We start from the raw sequence: 14,677 nt of genomic DNA, 5'->3' as shown, positions 1-14,677 counted from the left end.
GACCCCTCGGCCCGGCCCGCGCCGGACCCCTCGACCCGGCCCGCGCCGGAGGGTGCGGCCGGCGCCCCGCGCGCCCGGCCCCGGCCGCGTCCGACCGCCGCCGAGCGTCGCGCGACCGCCTGAGACCGCCGCCCGCCGGTCAACCCGCCGCGGCGACCAGCTCCGCGATCCGGGTCAGCGGCTCGGCGTACGCGGGCCAGTCCAGGCCGTCGACGCTGACCTCGGCCCGCCGGCGTACGCCGTCCACCGCGCCCGCCCGGGTCACGATCTCGGTCAGCACGGCGTACGACCACTCGGGGCGGAGCAGGTCGCGTAGGGCGGGCACCTCGGGGCGCAGCAGCGCCAGCGCACCCACCAGCGCCGCGGCGGCCCAGTTGGACGTGCCGCCGACGAGCAGCGCGTCGCAGCCGACCACGCAGTGGATCCGCTCGCCCCGGTCCACCACCCGGCCCACCAGCTCGGCCGGCAGTCGGCCCATGCCGAGCTCGTTGCCACCGTCGCCGATGCCGATCCGGTAGCCGGAACCGGCGGCGTAGAGCCGGTCCAGCGGCGCGGTGTGGGCGCCGATGTCCTCGCCCCGCATGTTGCGCGGGCACCCGTCGAGGCAGGGGCCGACCCGCTCGCAGGCGATCAGGTGCGAGAGCGCGGCGTAGCGGGGCAGGACGGTGCCGGCCCAGTCGTCGTACCCCTGGACCGGCGCCACGTCCAGCGGCACGTCCGGTGCGGCGGCCTCGAGCGCGGCGGCGACCACCGGCGCGCAGGGGGCGTCGGTGACCAGCCGGACCTCGCCGCCGAGCGCCCGCAGCGCGGCGGCGAGCTGGACCGCCCCGATCGGACCGTCGGTCTCCGCCGCGGGTGGGTCGGCGGCGGGAATGTAGAACCCGGTGAGAACGGCGGCGTCGGGCGCGGCGGCGAGCGAGCGGGCGGCGGCGAGCAGGCCGCCGGCCGCCGGTACGGCCAGCCGCTCGCTGCCCCGGCCCACCTCCCGCGCGGCCGTCCGCTCCAGCTCCGCGATGGTCTGCGCCAGCCGCATGTCGGACCTCCTGCCACCCGGGGGACCGGCCCAGCGTAGGGCGAGCGGTCCAGCCGGCCGCCGCCCTGCGGAATGAGTCGCGGATCGGTCCGATGTCCACCGAAAGGGCTGCGAAGGAGGAGGTCCGCCCCGGAAACCGCACCGGGCAGGTTGACGCGCTGTCAGGCCGCCACCCCGGCTGGGCTACACAGTGACAGTTGTCCCTGTCGTCGGCTGGTGGAAGCGTGCGAGGAACGCGAATCCGCCGCCGCTGAAGGGTGCGACGATGACCTCCGACGACCTGCTGGCCCGACACCGGGCCGTGCTCCCGTCCTGGATGCCGCTCTACTACGCCGAACCGATCGAGCTGGTGTCCGGCTCGGGTCGCCGGGTGACCGACGCGCAGGGCCGGACCTATCTGGACTTCTTCGGCGGCGTGCTGACCAACATGATCGGCTACGACATCCCGGAGATCCGGGAGGCGGTGGAGCGCCAGCTGCGCACCGGCATCGTGCACAGCTCCACGCTCTACCTGATCCGCCAGCAGGTGGAGCTGGCGGAGAAGATCGCCCGGCTCTCCGGCATCCCGGACGCCCGGGTCTTCTTCACCAACTCCGGCACCGAGGCGAACGAGGCCGCCCTGCTGGTCGCCACCAACCACCGCCGCTCCCACCAGATCCTGGCGGTGCGCAACAGCTACCACGGCCGGTCGTACGCGGCGATGGGCGTCACCGGCAACCGCGGCTGGTCGGCGAGCGCGCTCAACCCGCTCCAGGTGGCCTGGCTGCACTCCGGCGAGCGGCTGCGCGGCCTGCTGGCCCGCCTCGACGCCGACGACCGGATCGACGCGGCGGTGGAGGACCTGCGCGAGGTGCTGGCCACCCAGACCGCCGGCGACGTGGCCTGCCTGATCGCCGAGCCGATCCAGGGCGTGGGCGGCTTCGTGGCCCCGCCGGACGGGCTCTTCGCGGCCTGGAAGAAGGTCCTCGACGAGCACGGCATCCTGCTGATCTCCGACGAGGTGCAGACCGGCTGGGGGCGTACCGGCGAGCACTTCTGGGGCTACCAGGCGCACGGCGTCACCCCGGACCTGCTCACCTTCGCCAAGGGTGTCGGCAACGGCTTCGCCCTCGCCGGCGTGGTCGGCCGGGCCGACGTGCTGGAGTCGGTGCCGGCGATCAGCTTCTCCACCTTCGGCGGCAACCCGATCTCCACCGCCGCCGGCAACGCCGTCCTGGACTACCTGCGCGACCACGACCTGCAGGCCAACGCGGCCCGCACCGGCGCGATCCTCGCCGACGGCCTGCGCGCCGCCGTGGCCGGCCTCGACTGCGTCGCCGAGGTACGCGGCAAGGGGCTGATGCTCGGCGTCGAGTTCGTCCGGCCGGGCGGCACCGAGCCGGACCCGGCGCTGACCACCCGCGTCTTCGAGGCGTGCCGGGCCGGTGGGCTGCTCGCCGGCAAGGGCGGCCTGCACGGCAACGTGCTGCGGATGGGCCCGCCGCTGACGCTGACCGAGGACGAGGCCCGCGAGGGGCTGGCCATTCTCGTCGACGCCATCCGCTCCTGCGCCTCGGCGGAGGTGGCGGCATGAGCGGGACGGACGACGTGACGGTCATCGGGCACTTCGTCGACGGCAAGCGGGTCTCCGGCGGCTCGCCGCGGCGCGGGGACGTCTTCGACCCGGCCACCGGCCGGCGTACCGGGGAGGTGGAGCTGGCCTCGGCCGCGGACGTCGCGGTCGCGGTGGAGGCGGCCGAGCGCGCGGCGCGGGCCTGGCGGGACGCGTCGCTGGCGAAGCGCACGGCGGTGCTGTTCGCCTTCCGGGAGCTGGTGCACGCCCGCCGCGACCGGCTCGCCGCGGTGATCACCGCCGAGCACGGCAAGGTGCTCGCGGACGCCGCCGGCGAGGTGCAGCGCGGCCTGGAGGTGATCGAGTACGCCTGCGGCATCCCGTCCGCGCTGCGCGGCGGCTTCAGCGAGAACGTCTCCACCGAGGTCGACTCGTACAGCCTCCGGCAGCCGCTGGGCGTGGTGGCGGTGATCTCGCCGTTCAACTTCCCGGTGATGGTCCCGCTGTGGTTCGTGCCGGTGGCGGTGGCCTGCGGCAACGCGGTGGTGCTCAAGCCGAGCGAGAAGGACCCGAGCGCCGCGCTGCTGCTGGCCGAGTGGTTCGCCGAGGCGGGCCTGCCCGACGGCGTGCTGAACGTGGTCAACGGCGACAAGGAGGCGGTCGACGCGCTGCTGGACCACCCCTCGGTGCGGGCGGTGTCGTTCGTCGGCTCCACCCCGGTCGCCCGGTACGTGCACCAGCGCGGGTCGATGGCCGGCAAGCGGGTGCAGGCGCTCGGCGGGGCGAAGAACCACATGGTGGTGCTGCCCGACGCCGACCTGGACCTGGCCGCGGACGCGGCGGTCAACGCCGGCTTCGGCTCGGCGGGGGAGCGGTGCATGGCGATCTCGGCGCTGGTCGCCGTCGAGCCGGTCGCCGACGCCCTGGTCGCGAAGATCGCCGAACGGATGTCCGGGCTGCGCACCGGCGACGGGCGGCGCGGCTGCGACATGGGTCCGCTGGTCACCGCCGCGCACGCCGAGCGGGTCCGCTCCTACGTGGCGTCCGGCGTGGCGGCCGGCGCGGTGCCGGTGGTCGACGGCCGGGACGTCACCCCGGACGGGGACTCCGGCGGTTTCTGGCTCGGGCCGACCCTGTTCGACCGGGTCACCCCGGACATGTCGATCTACACCGACGAGATCTTCGGCCCGGTGCTCGGCGTCGTCCGGGTCGGCTCGTACGACGAGGCGGTCGAGCTGGTCAACGCCAACCCGTACGGCAACGGCACGGCGATCTTCACCGACGACGGCGGCGCCGCCCGCCGCTACCAGCACGAGGTCGAGGTCGGCATGGTCGGGATCAACGTGCCGATCCCGGTGCCGATGGCGTACTACTCGTTCGGCGGGTGGAAGTCGTCCCTCTTCGGCGACCTGCACGCGCACGGCGAGGACGGGGTGCGCTTCTTCACCCGGGGCAAGGTGGTCACCAGTCGCTGGCTCGACCCGCGCCACGGCGGGGTCAACCTCGGCTTCCCCACCCAGACCTGAGCAACCGCAGCACGCCCGCCCCGGCCAGGTACGTCACCAGCGCCGGGACGGGCGTGCCGAGCGGCTCCGGGGCGGCCTTCGGGGTGGCGCTGTTGACCAGCAGCCCGCCGATGACGGCGGCGTACCCGGCAACGGTCAGCACCGCGCGGACCCGGCCGGCCCGGCGAATCCGCCGCCCGGTGCGGTGCCGGGCGCTGCGCGTCTCGATCGGGCCGAAGACGGCGACCAGCACGGCCAGCACCACGGCGAGCAGCAGCAGCCAGGGCACCCGCCAACCCCACCAGGCGGCCGAGCCGACCGGCGGGGTGGGCAGCAGGCCGACGGCGTCGAGCAGCCCGATCAGCAGCACGGCGGCGGTCAGGTGCCAGAGGAATACCGTCAGTACCACCAGGTTGACCCCGATCACCACCCGCCACGGTCGGGGCCGGCCCAGCCAGCGCCGCGCCGGGGCGCGCAGCAGCAGGATCAGCCCGAGCTGGGCCGCGGCGAGGGCGAGCAGCGCCAGGCTCGGCGGCGAGGCGTTGTCCAGCCGCTCGCCGGGCACTTTCAGCATCGCCACCGGCCACGGCCCGACGACGGTGAGCAGGATCAGCGCGGTCAGGCCCCCGACCAGCAGCGCCAGCGCCACCGGCCGGGAGGTGGGCAGGCGTCGCCGGCGTACCCCCGGCCGGTCGGACCCCGACGCCGGGTGCGGCACGGCCGTCTCTGCCGCGGGTGGTGCGGTCTCGGACGGCTCCGAAGGCCCGGACGGCGGCCCGGTCGCGGGGGTGCGGGCGTCGTACCAGGCGAAGCCGAGCTGGTGCACCGCCAGCCAGCCGAAGAGGTAGTTGCCGGCGGCCAGCGTCGCCGGCCCGGTCAGCCGGCCGAGGTCGCCCAGCGCCACCAGGGCGACGAGCGCCAGCGGCACGGCGAGCCCGTAGCGGCGGTGCAGCGCGTACATCGGCGGGGTGAGGGCCACGACCACCAGGTAGGCGACCAGGAACCACAACGGGATGGTGGCGTACCAGATCACCGTGCGCAGGTGGGTGAGGTCGGTGCCGCGCAGCCGGCCCAGCGCCGCGGCGACGGTGAGCACCAGCAGCAGCGCGCTGGTGGGGCGGACCAGCCGGGCGCTGCGGTCCAGCAGCCAGCCGGCCGCGTCGCCGCCGCGGGCCCGGTGGCGGGTCAGGGACGCCGCGTTGGCGTAGCCGCCGACCAGGAAGAAGACCGGCATCACCTGGGCCAGCCAGGTGAGCGGGTACGCCCACGGCAGGTCGGCGAGCGCGGAGTGCCCGGTCGGCCGGCCGGCCGGGTCCCGGCCGAGCACGGTGGCGCCCCAGTGGCCGGCGACGACCATGGCGATCGCGAGCGCGCGGAGCAGGTCGACGTAGCGTTCCCGTCCGGCCGGGGTCCGCTCCGCGAGCTGGCCCAGGCGGCGCATGCGCTCAGGCTATGCCAGCCCGGTCCGGCCGGTGGTGATAACGGATCGGCCGCCGGGTCTTGAAGTCGGCGCGCTCCTGCCGTAGAAATTCTTCAGCAACAACAGGCAAACTGAAGAGAATCAACGTGCCTCGACCGGCGGACGCCACCGGATGTCATCGGCGATCCGCCCCACCCGAACCGAGGAGAGCTGATGAACAGGCGTGAGATCCTGCGGCGTACCGCCGCCGCCGGCCTGCTGGCCACCCCCGCGGCGGGCCTGCTCGCCGGCTGCGCCACCGGCGGTGGCGACGACAAGGCCGACGGCGGCACCTACCAGGGCACCAAGAGCGAGCAGAACCCCCTCGGGGTCAAGGAGGACGCTCCGCTCGAGGTGGTGATCTTCAACGGCGGCTTCGGCGAGGAGTACGCCAAGGCCCACGAGGCCATGTACAAGGAGAAGTACCCGAAGGCCGAGATCAAGCACTCGGCCACGCAGGAGATCAGCAAGACCCTCCAGCCGCGCTTCGTCGACGGCACCCCGCCCGACGTGGTCAACAACTCCGGCGCCGGCCAGATCGACTTCAACGGCCTGGTCTCGCAGAACGCCCTCGCCGACCTCGGGGAACTGCTCGCCGCCCCGAGCCTCGACATCCCCGGCAAGACCGTCAAGGACACCCTGCTGCCCGGCGCGGTCGAGGTCGGCTCGTACGACGGCAAGTTCCTGGTGTTCAACTACACCTACACCGTCTACGGCATCTGGCACTCCACCAAGCTGTTCGGCGAGCGCAACTGGTCGTACGGGAAGACCTGGGACGACCACATCGCACTCTGCAAGCAGATCAAGGCCGCCGGGATCGCCCCCTGGACGTACGCCGGCCTGCACCCGCGCTACATGAGCTGGCCGCTGATCTCCACCGCGATCAAGTTCGGCGGACCGTCGGTCGCCACCGCGATCGACAACCTGGAGCCGAACGCCTGGAAGTCCGACGCGATGAAGGCCGCGGCCGACGCCTGGCACCAGATCGTCAAGGACAAGTACATCCTGGAGGGCTCGCCCGGCCTGGACCACAAGCAGTCGCAGACCGCCTGGTGCCAGGGCAAGGCCGCCTTCATCTCCTGCGGTTCCTGGCTGGAGAGCGAGCAGAAGGACGTCACGCCGGCCGGGTTCAACATGACCGTCCAGCCGACGCCCAGCCTGGGCAGTGGCGACAAGCTGCCGTTCGAGGCGGTCCGGGGCACCGCGGGTGAGCCGTTCATGGTGCCGGCGAAGGCGAAGAACGTCGCCGGTGGCCTGGAGTACTTCCGGACCATGCTGTCCAAGAAGGGCGCCCAGGACTTCACCAAGAAGGTCTCCAGCCTCACCGTGGTCGCCGGCGCCACCGACGGCGTCGAGCTGCCGTACGGGCTGAGCACCGTGGTGAAGGCGCTGGACGCCTCCGGCACCAACGGCTTCAACTGGGTCTACAACAACTACTACCGCAAGCTGGAGCGCAACCTCGTCGACGCCGCGTGCGGCGAGTTCTTCAGTGGCCGGATCGGCCCGGCGGAGTTCCTCGACCAGTGCCAGAAGGGCGCCGACTCGATCGCCCAGGACAGCTCGGTCAAGAAGTACAAGCGCACCGCGTGACAACCCGGCCGGTGGGGACCGTCCACGGTCCCCGCCGGCCGACCGCCGGGAGTTGGGGCCCACCGTGAAACATGGCAAGTACCCGCTGATCGTCACCTTCCTGGTGCCGCCGGTGCTGCTCTACGTCATCTTCGTCGTATCGCCGTACCTGCAGGCGTTCCAGATCTCCACCACCGACTGGCTCGGCTACTCCGCCGACGCCAACTCCGTCGGGCTGGCCAACTTCCGTGCGCTCTGGCACGACGACTACGTCTGGAACGCGCTGAAGAACAACGCGATCCTGCTGGCCCTGGTGCCGGTGCTGACGATCGTCCTCGGGCTCTTCTTCGCCACCATGCTCAACATGGGCGGGCGCAAGGGCCGGGCCGGGGTGACCGGGGTACGCGGCAGCGCCCTCTACCGCACCGTCTACTTCTTCCCCCAGGTGCTCTCGGTGGTGATCATCGCGCTGCTCTGGAAGGAGGTCTACCACCCCAACAAGGGCCTGCTCACCAGCGCGCTGCACGGGGTGGGGCTCGGCTCGCCCACCTGGCTCGGCGACCCGCGGACCGCCTTCTGGTGCGTGCTGGCCGTGATGGTCTGGAGCAACGTCGGCTTCTACGTGGTGCTCTTCGGCGCCGCGATGTCGGCCGTGCCGAAGGAGATCTACGAGGCGGTGCTGCTCGACGGGGCGTCCCGGCTGACCACCCTGCGCCGGGTCACCCTGCCGCTGCTCTGGGACACCGTCCAGGTCGCCTGGGTCTACCTGGCCATCTTCGCCCTCGACGGGTTCATCCTGGTGCAGCTGATGACCAACGGCGGCCCCAACTTCTCCACCGACGTGATCGGCGTGCGGATGTACGACACCGCGTTCGGCAGCGAGACCAAGTTCGGCTACGCCTCGGCGATCGGCGTGGTGATGTTCTTCCTGACCCTGTCGGTGGCGGTGCTGTCCCTGCGCGCCGGCCGACGCGACCGAATCGAGTACTCTTGACCACCCTGGACGAGGCCGCCCCGGTCGCCGCGACGACCGCGCGCTCGGCCGACCGCCCGGTCCGCCGCGAACTCGGCGTCGCCAACGTCTTCTCGCATGGCTTCCTGCTGGTCTGGACCGCGCTGACGGTGCTGCCGCTGCTGTGGATGTTCGTCAGCTCGTTCAAGAGCAACGGCGAGATCCTCGGCGACCCGTGGGGGCTGCCCGAGACGCTGCGCTTCGACAACTGGGCCCGGGCCTGGACCGGCGCGCACATCGGCCGGTACTTCCTCAACAGCCTCGTGGTGGTGGCCGGCTCGGTCAGCCTGACCATGCTGATGGGCGCCACCGCCGCGTACGTCTTCGCCCGGTACGAGTTCCGGGGCCGGCAGTTCGTCTACTACCTCTTCGTCGGCGGCCTGATGTTCCCGGTCTTCCTCGCCCTGGTGCCGCTCTTCTTCGTGGTCCGCAACGCCGGGCTCTTCGGCACCTGGACCGGCCTGATCCTGGTGTACGCGGCGTACTCGCTGCCGTTCACGGTCTTCTTCATGACCGCCTTCTTCCGCACCCTGCCGACCTCGGTGGCGGAGGCGGCGCTGGTCGACGGCTGCGGCCACTTCCGGCTCTTCTTCCGGGTGATGCTGCCGATGGCCCGTCCGGGACTGATCAGCGTGGCGATCTTCAACTTCCTCAGCCACTGGAACCAGTTCCTGCTGCCGCAGGTGCTGATGCAGGGCGACGAGTCGAAGTGGGTGCTCGCCCAGGGGCTCTTCGCGCTCTCGGTCAGCCAGGGTTACGCCGGTGACTACGCCCGGCTCTTCGCCGGCCTCACCATCGCGGTGCTACCCGTGCTCGCCGTCTACGTGGCCTTCCAGCGGCAGGTCCAGTCCGGCCTGACCGCCGGTCAGCTCAAGTGACGCCTGTCCGATACCGATCATGATGAACGGCGACCCTCGGCGGAAGGTGCGCGGCCCGGTCGCCGCCACCCCTCCCGACCCCCGGCTTGACCGGTAGGAAAAGTCCTACCTATGGTGGGCGCATGACCGTGACCCATGTGCAGCTGCTCTCCGTGCCCGTCAGCGACCAGGACCGGGCCCGTGACTTCTACGTCGACGTCCTCGGCTTCGACCTGGTGTGGGACAACCCGATGGGCCCGGGCGGGCGCTGGGTGCAGGTGGCCCCGAAGGGCGCCGCCACCGCCCTCACCCTGGTCACCTGGTTCCCGACCATGCCGCCCGGCTCGCTCAAGGGCCTGGTGCTGGAGACCGACGACCTCGACGGCGACGTGGCCACCCTGCGCGACCGGGGCGTCGACTTCGAGAGCGACATCCAGGTCGCCCCGTGGGGGCGCTACGCCACCTTCCACGACCCGGACGGCAACGGCATCGTGCTCCAGTCCACCCGTGTCTGAGACCGACGTCTTCGCGGCACTGGCCAACCCCACCCGCCGCGAGGTGCTCCGGCTGCTGCGCGAGCGTGGCGAGCAGCCGGTGCAGCGGCTCGCCACCCACTTCGACATGCGCCGGCCCAGCCTGTCGGAGCACCTGCGGGTGCTCAAGGACGCCGGCCTGGTGACCGAACGCCCCGTCGGCCGGCAGCGGCTCTACGCGTTGCGCCCGGAGCCGCTGCGCGAGGTGGCCGACTGGCTCACCCCGTACGAGCGGTTCTGGCGGGCGAAGCTGGCCGAGCTGCGGGACGTCCTCGACGGGCTGCCCGATGACTGAGCCCACCACGACGATCCGGGTCGATGAGTTCCTGCCGCACCCGCCGGCGAAGGTGTGGCGGGTGCTGACCGAGCCCGACCTGCTCGCCCGCTGGCTGATGCCGAACGACGTCGCGCCGGTCGTCGGGCACCGGTTCACGTTCCGTACCGAGCCGCGGCCGGCCCAGGGCTTCGACGGCGTGGTGCACTGCGAGGTGCTGGAGGTGGACCCGCCGCGCCGGCTGCGCTGGGCCTGGCGCGGCGGGCCGCTCGACACCGAGGTGAGCTGGACCCTCGCCCCGGAGGGGCGGGGCACCCGGCTCTTCCTGGAGCACAGCGGCTTCGATCCCGACGACCCGGTCCAGCAGCGCACGGCCACCCTGCTCGGCGGCGGCTGGCGCTCGCACGTCTGGCGCCGGCTGGAGGAGATCCTGGCCGCCGACTGACGGGCGTGGTTCCGGCTGCGCGGTGCGCGGGACGCCCTCGGCGGCCGGCCCGCGTCGATAGGAGGTGGGCCGGCCCGGCCCGCGTCGAGCCGAGGCGGCGGGGTCAGGCGGTGGCGGGGACCAGCAGGGCGTGCAGCGCGACGGGATCGGTCACCTCGGGCAGCTCCCGGGCGGCGAGCCAGGCCGCCCCGGCCGCCCCGTCGCCGGCCGGGCGTACCGGGGCGTCCGGCCAGTGCCGGTGCGCCTCGGCGCGGACGGCCGCCGCCAGCGGGGTGTCCTCGGTGAGCAGTCCGCCGCCGAGCACGATCGGCGTGACCGCGCCGTCCGGCCGGATTCGCCCGGCGCTCTCGACCAGGTGCGCGGCGGCCCGTTCGATCAGTGCGACCGCCGCCGGCTCGCCCTCGACGGCGGCGGCCACCACCAGCGGCGCGACCCGGGCCAGCTCGACCGGGGGCCGCCGGGTCACCGCCTGGATGAGCGCGTCGACGGTGTCGCGGGGGCGCTCCGCCACCTCGGCGGTGCCGAGCAGTTCGGTGAGCAACCGGCGGCCCAGCGGGCCGGGTGCCCCGGCGCTGTCCAGGGTCGCCAGCAGCCGGCGGACCGCCTCCCGGCCCAGCCAGAAGCCGGAGCCGGCGTCGCCCAGCAGCCAGCCGTGACCGTCGGCGACCCGGTCCAGCCGCAGGTCGCGTACCTGGGCGGCGATCGCGCCGGTGCCGGCGATCAGCACGGTGCCGTCCGGGGCGGCGGTGCCCGAGGCGTACGCGACGAGGGCGTCGCCGTGCACCGCGTACGGGCAGCGCAGGCCGGCCTCGGCCCAGGCCCGGTCGAAGGCGGCCCGCCCCGCCGGGTCGGCAAGCAGGCGGGCGGCGCCCGCGAGGCCGATCGTGCCGGCGCGTACCCGGGCCGGGTCGACCCCGGCGAGCGCGCCGCGCAGCGCGGTCAGCAGCTCGGCGGCGGCGCGGTCGGCGCCGTGACTGGTCGGGTTGCCGCCGCCGGCCCGGCCGGTGCCCAGGCGTGCGCCGCCCAGGGTCAGCGCGGTCGCGCGGGTGGACGTACCTCCGACGTCGAGACCGACCACGACGGTGTCGGACATGCTCACGGGCCTCCCGGTGCGGCGGTACGGGTGGGTTCATGCTGGTCCGATCCGGGCCCGCAAGGCAAGATCGGCGGTCGGCGCGGCCGGTGTGCGCCAGGTAACAGTTTGAAAACTTCGCCCACGCTATTGACACGGAGGGGCCTTCAGTAAGAACTTTTACCACTAACAGTAAACACTCTTTTCCGAAAGGCGCTCCGATGGTGGATCATGAGGTGGACACTTCCGCGGGGACCGCGGTGGTCGACGCCGACACGGTCGACCGGCGGGGCGCCGACGGGGTGCTGGCCCGGGTCCGGGCCGGCGCGGGTGAGCTGACGGGGGCGTTGCGCCGGGTCGCCGAGCACGTGCTCAGCGACCCGGAGGCGGCCGCCCGGGCCACCATCGTCGAGCTGGCCGAGCGCAGCGGCACCTCGCCGGCCACCATCACCCGGTTCTGCCGCGCCATGGGCTTCGACGGCTACGCCGACCTGCGGCTCGGCATCGCCTCCGAGACCGGCCGGGCCCGGTCAGCCGGGTGGACCGTCGACATCGGCCGCGAGATCCAGCCCAGCGACCCCCTGGAGCGGGTGCTCGGCCAGATCATGGCCGCCGACACCCGCGCCATGCACGACACCGCCAGCCTGCTCGACCTCGCCGAGGTGGAACGGGCGGCGGTGGCCATCGCCGGCGCGTCCCGGGTGAACATCTTCGGCGCCAGTGGCAGCGCCCTGGTCGGTGAGGAGATGCAGTTCAGCCTGCACCGCATCGGCGTGGCCGCCTGGGCCTGGAGCGACGTGCACGAGGGGCTGGCCAGCGCGGCGCTGCTCGGCGTCGGGGACGTCGCGCTCGGCATCTCGCACACCGGGCAGACCCGGGAGACCATCGAGATGCTCGCCGAGGCCGGCAGCCGGGGCGCGACCACCGTGGCGCTGACCGGCTTCCCGCGCTCGCCGCTGGCCGAGCTGGCCGACATCGTGCTGGTCACCGCCAGCCAGGCCACCACCTTCCGGCCGGACGCGCTCTCCGCCCGGCACCCGCAGCTCGTCGTGCTCGACCTGCTCTACATCGCCGTGGCGCAGCGCACCCACGACCGCGCCCACGCGGCCTTCCGGCGTACCGCCCAGGCCGTCGACGGGCACAAGGCCGCGAAGGGGGCCGCCTCATGATCAGCGCTCAGGGGTACGCCGAGGCGGTCCGCCCGGTGCTCGACCGGGTGGTCGACTCGCAGACCGAGGCGATCGGACAGGCCGCCGACCTGATCGTGGCCAGCCTGCGGGCCGGCGGGGTGCTCCAGGCCTTCGGCGCCGGGCACTCCGAGGCGTTCGCCGCCGAGCTGGTCGCCCGGGCCGGCGGGCTGGTCCCCACCAACCGGCTCTCCCTGCACGACCTGGTGCTGCACGGCGACGCGCCGCGCGACCTGCTCGCCGATCCGAAGCTGGAGCGCGACCCGGCCGTCGCCCACCAGCTGTACGCCCTCGCCGACCCGCACCCGGCCGACGTCTTCGTGGTCGCCTCCCAGTCCGGCATCAACGGCTCGGTCGTCGAGCTGGCGCTGCTGGTCAAGTCGGGCGGCCACCCCTTGATCGCGGTCACCTCGGTCGCCCACACCGCACGGGTGGCCCCGCGCCACCCGTCCGGCCACCGGCTCGCCGATCTCGCCGACGTCGTGCTGGACAACGGCGCGCCGTACGGCGACGCACTGCTGCCGCTCGAGGGCGGCGGCGCGGTCTGTGCGGTCTCCTCGGTCACCACCGCGCTGCTGGCGCAGCTGTTGACCGCGGAGGTCGTACGACGGTTCCACCAGGCCGGAGAGGTCCCCCCTATCTACCTCTCCGCCAACGTCCCCGGTGGGGACGAGCACAACCTCGCCCTCGAGTCGCGGTACGCCGGGCGTCTCCGGCGAACCGCCTGACCCGACACACAAGGAGAGACGACGATGTCATTTACCCCCGAAACCCCCGGCGACCTCAACCGCCGGACCCTGCTGCGGCGGGCCGCCGCGGCGGGCCTTCTGGTCACCCCGGCCGCCGGCCTGCTCAGCGCCTGCGCCGGCAGCGAGCCGAGCAAGTCCGACAACGGCGGCACGGCGAAGAGCAAGGACAACCCGTTCGGCGTGAAGGACGGCAGCGCCGTCAAGGTGGTCGTCTTCAACGGCGGCCTGGGCGACCAGTGGGCCAAGGAAGACAAGGTCATCTTCAACGCCAAGCACCCGAACATCACGGTCAACATGTCTTCCACCCAGAAGATCAAGACCGAAGAGCAGCCGAAGATGGCGACGCAGCCGAGTGACCTGGTCATGAACTCGGGCGCCGACATGATGGACCGCAGCACGCTGATCAACGAGGGTGCCATCGAGCCGCTCGACGACCTGCTCACCGCACCCGCCTGGGACAGCGAGGGCACCGTGGCGGACTCGCTCCTGCCGGGCACGGTCGGCGACGGCACCCAGAACGGCAAGTTCTACGTCGTGAACGTGGCGTACACGGTGTGGGGCAACTGGTACAACGCGGCGCTGTTCAAGAAGGAGGGTTGGCAGGCGCCAACCACCTGGGAAGAGTTCTTCGCCCTGGCCCCGAAGATCAAGGCCAAGGGCATGGCACCGTACGTGCACGACGCCGTGCACGGCTACTACCCGCGCTGGGCGCTCATGGCCAGCATCTGGAAGACCGCCGGCAAGCAGGTCGTCATCGACATCGACAACCTGAAGGAGAACGCCTGGAAGGCCGACGGCGTGCTCAAGGCGCTGGAGCCGTGGGAGAAGCTGGTCAAGGACCGGCTGCTGCTGCCGGGCAAGCTCGACCACACCCAGTCGCAGCAGGCCTGGCTCGACGGCAAGGCGGCGTTCATCCAGGTCGGCACCTGGCTGAAGAACGAGATGTCCGCCACCATCCCGCCGGGCTTCGAGATGACCCTGTCGGACTACTGGCACAACGCCGACGACAAGGCGCCGAAGGACGTGTTCGCCGCGTCGGGCGAGGGCTTCGTCGTGCCGAGCAAGGCCCCGAACAAGGAGGCCGCCAAGGAGTTCCTGCGGGCGATGCTGTCGAAGGCCGGCTCCGCCAAGTTCGCCGAGCTGACCAAGTCGCTGGCCTCCACCAAGGGCTCCGGCGACAACGTGCAGGACACCGCGCTCTCCAGCGCCAACACGCTGATGAAGAACGGTGGCAGCGAGCTGATCTCGGTCAAGTTCCAGGACTTCTACGCCGACCTGGACAAGGAGAGCCAGAACCTCTCCGAGGAGCTGATGGCCGGCCGGCTCACCGCCCAGCAGTTCGTCGACAAGATGCAGGCGGCCGCCGACAAGGTCGCCAAGGACTCGTCGATCAAGAAGCAGACCCGCACCGCCTGACCGACGGAGAGAGT

14 protein-coding genes are annotated in these 14,677 nt (G+C 72.6%); 11 read left to right on the top strand and 3 right to left on the bottom strand.

The genetic code is table 11. From position 1 onward, the window contains the following. Positions 1-139 precede the first annotated feature (139 nt). The gene (locus V6U89_RS25080; protein WP_334574123.1) at positions 140-1,033 is read right to left on the bottom strand and encodes a glutamate cyclase domain-containing protein; all 894 of its coding nucleotides are present in this window, start codon (positions 1,031-1,033) and stop codon (positions 140-142) included. Between the two features lie 265 nt (positions 1,034-1,298). Here V6U89_RS25080 and V6U89_RS25075 point away from each other — a divergent pair, with 265 nt between their 5' ends. Together V6U89_RS25075 and V6U89_RS25070 are read left to right on the top strand one after the other, a co-directional pair. Beyond that, positions 1,299-2,606: an aspartate aminotransferase family protein gene (locus V6U89_RS25075; RefSeq protein WP_334574121.1), complete on the top strand. Its 1,308-nt coding sequence runs from the start codon at positions 1,299-1,301 to the stop codon at positions 2,604-2,606. Between the two features lie 14 nt (positions 2,607-2,620). Then, on the top strand, positions 2,621-4,111 hold the full coding sequence (locus tag V6U89_RS25070) for a CoA-acylating methylmalonate-semialdehyde dehydrogenase (protein WP_334574142.1): 1,491 nt from the start codon (positions 2,621-2,623) through the stop codon (positions 4,109-4,111). On the opposite strand, the gene V6U89_RS25065 is transcribed toward V6U89_RS25070, so the two are convergent. Further along, on the bottom strand, positions 4,083-5,531 hold the full coding sequence (locus V6U89_RS25065) for an acyltransferase family protein (protein WP_334574119.1): 1,449 nt from the start codon (positions 5,529-5,531) through the stop codon (positions 4,083-4,085). The two genes, V6U89_RS25070 and V6U89_RS25065, sit on opposite strands and share 29 nt — an antisense overlap. A gap of 192 nt (positions 5,532-5,723) precedes the next feature. Between V6U89_RS25065 and ngcE (V6U89_RS25060) the strand changes: the two genes are divergently transcribed. The 6 genes from ngcE (V6U89_RS25060) to V6U89_RS25035 all read left to right on the top strand — a co-directional run bounded on the left by ngcE (V6U89_RS25060) (position 5,724) and on the right by V6U89_RS25035 (position 10,239). Continuing rightward, positions 5,724-7,139, top strand: a complete 1,416-nt coding sequence (gene ngcE, locus V6U89_RS25060; RefSeq protein ID WP_334574117.1) for an N-acetylglucosamine/diacetylchitobiose ABC transporter substrate-binding protein — start codon at positions 5,724-5,726, stop codon at positions 7,137-7,139. 64 nt (positions 7,140-7,203) lie between these two features. Continuing rightward, positions 7,204-8,112 (top strand): carbohydrate ABC transporter permease, encoded by a 909-nt coding sequence (locus V6U89_RS25055; protein ID WP_334574114.1) that lies wholly within the window; start codon positions 7,204-7,206, stop codon positions 8,110-8,112. Next, on the top strand, positions 8,109-9,008 hold the full coding sequence (locus V6U89_RS25050; RefSeq protein ID WP_334574112.1) for a carbohydrate ABC transporter permease: 900 nt from the start codon (positions 8,109-8,111) through the stop codon (positions 9,006-9,008). The genes V6U89_RS25055 and V6U89_RS25050 overlap by 4 nt, the downstream gene beginning before the upstream one ends. Before the next feature lie 122 nt (positions 9,009-9,130). After that, entirely contained in the window at positions 9,131-9,502 is a 372-nt protein-coding gene (locus tag V6U89_RS25045) for a VOC family protein (RefSeq protein WP_334574110.1), read from the top strand. Next, positions 9,495-9,815 carry an ArsR/SmtB family transcription factor gene (locus V6U89_RS25040; RefSeq protein ID WP_334574108.1) on the top strand — a complete coding sequence of 107 codons (321 nt, stop codon included), beginning with the start codon at positions 9,495-9,497 and terminating at the stop codon, positions 9,813-9,815. Before V6U89_RS25045 ends, V6U89_RS25040 begins: the two co-directional genes overlap by 8 nt. After that, positions 9,808-10,239 carry an SRPBCC family protein gene (locus tag V6U89_RS25035; RefSeq protein WP_334574106.1) on the top strand — a complete coding sequence of 144 codons (432 nt, stop codon included), beginning with the start codon at positions 9,808-9,810 and terminating at the stop codon, positions 10,237-10,239. Before V6U89_RS25040 ends, V6U89_RS25035 begins: the two co-directional genes overlap by 8 nt. A 103-nt stretch (positions 10,240-10,342) precedes the next feature. Here V6U89_RS25035 and V6U89_RS25030 read toward each other — a convergent pair whose 3' ends face one another. Continuing rightward, a complete protein-coding gene (locus V6U89_RS25030; protein WP_334574103.1) occupies positions 10,343-11,332 on the bottom strand; it encodes an N-acetylglucosamine kinase in 990 nt (329 codons plus the stop codon). A gap of 200 nt (positions 11,333-11,532) precedes the next feature. Here V6U89_RS25030 and V6U89_RS25025 point away from each other — a divergent pair, with 200 nt between their 5' ends. Genes V6U89_RS25025 through ngcE (V6U89_RS25015) form a run of 3 tightly spaced genes read left to right on the top strand, consistent with a single transcriptional unit; the run spans position 11,533 to position 14,663 of the window. Then, positions 11,533-12,480, top strand: coding sequence for a MurR/RpiR family transcriptional regulator (locus V6U89_RS25025; protein WP_334574101.1), 948 nt, complete (start codon positions 11,533-11,535; stop codon positions 12,478-12,480). Then, on the top strand, positions 12,477-13,226 hold the full coding sequence (locus V6U89_RS25020; RefSeq protein ID WP_154936112.1) for a sugar isomerase domain-containing protein: 750 nt from the start codon (positions 12,477-12,479) through the stop codon (positions 13,224-13,226). Before V6U89_RS25025 ends, V6U89_RS25020 begins: the two co-directional genes overlap by 4 nt. A gap of 24 nt (positions 13,227-13,250) precedes the next feature. Further along, positions 13,251-14,663, top strand: coding sequence for an N-acetylglucosamine/diacetylchitobiose ABC transporter substrate-binding protein (ngcE, locus tag V6U89_RS25015; RefSeq protein ID WP_334574098.1), 1,413 nt, complete (start codon positions 13,251-13,253; stop codon positions 14,661-14,663). Positions 14,664-14,677: the final 14 nt, after the last annotated feature.

This window comes from Micromonospora sp. CPCC 206171 (assembly GCF_036906755.1).
Taxonomy (GTDB): domain Bacteria; phylum Actinomycetota; class Actinomycetes; order Mycobacteriales; family Micromonosporaceae; genus Micromonospora; species Micromonospora purpureochromogenes.
The sequence above is the reverse complement of the archived record's forward strand: the minus strand, read 5'-3'. Positions and strand labels throughout refer to the sequence as shown.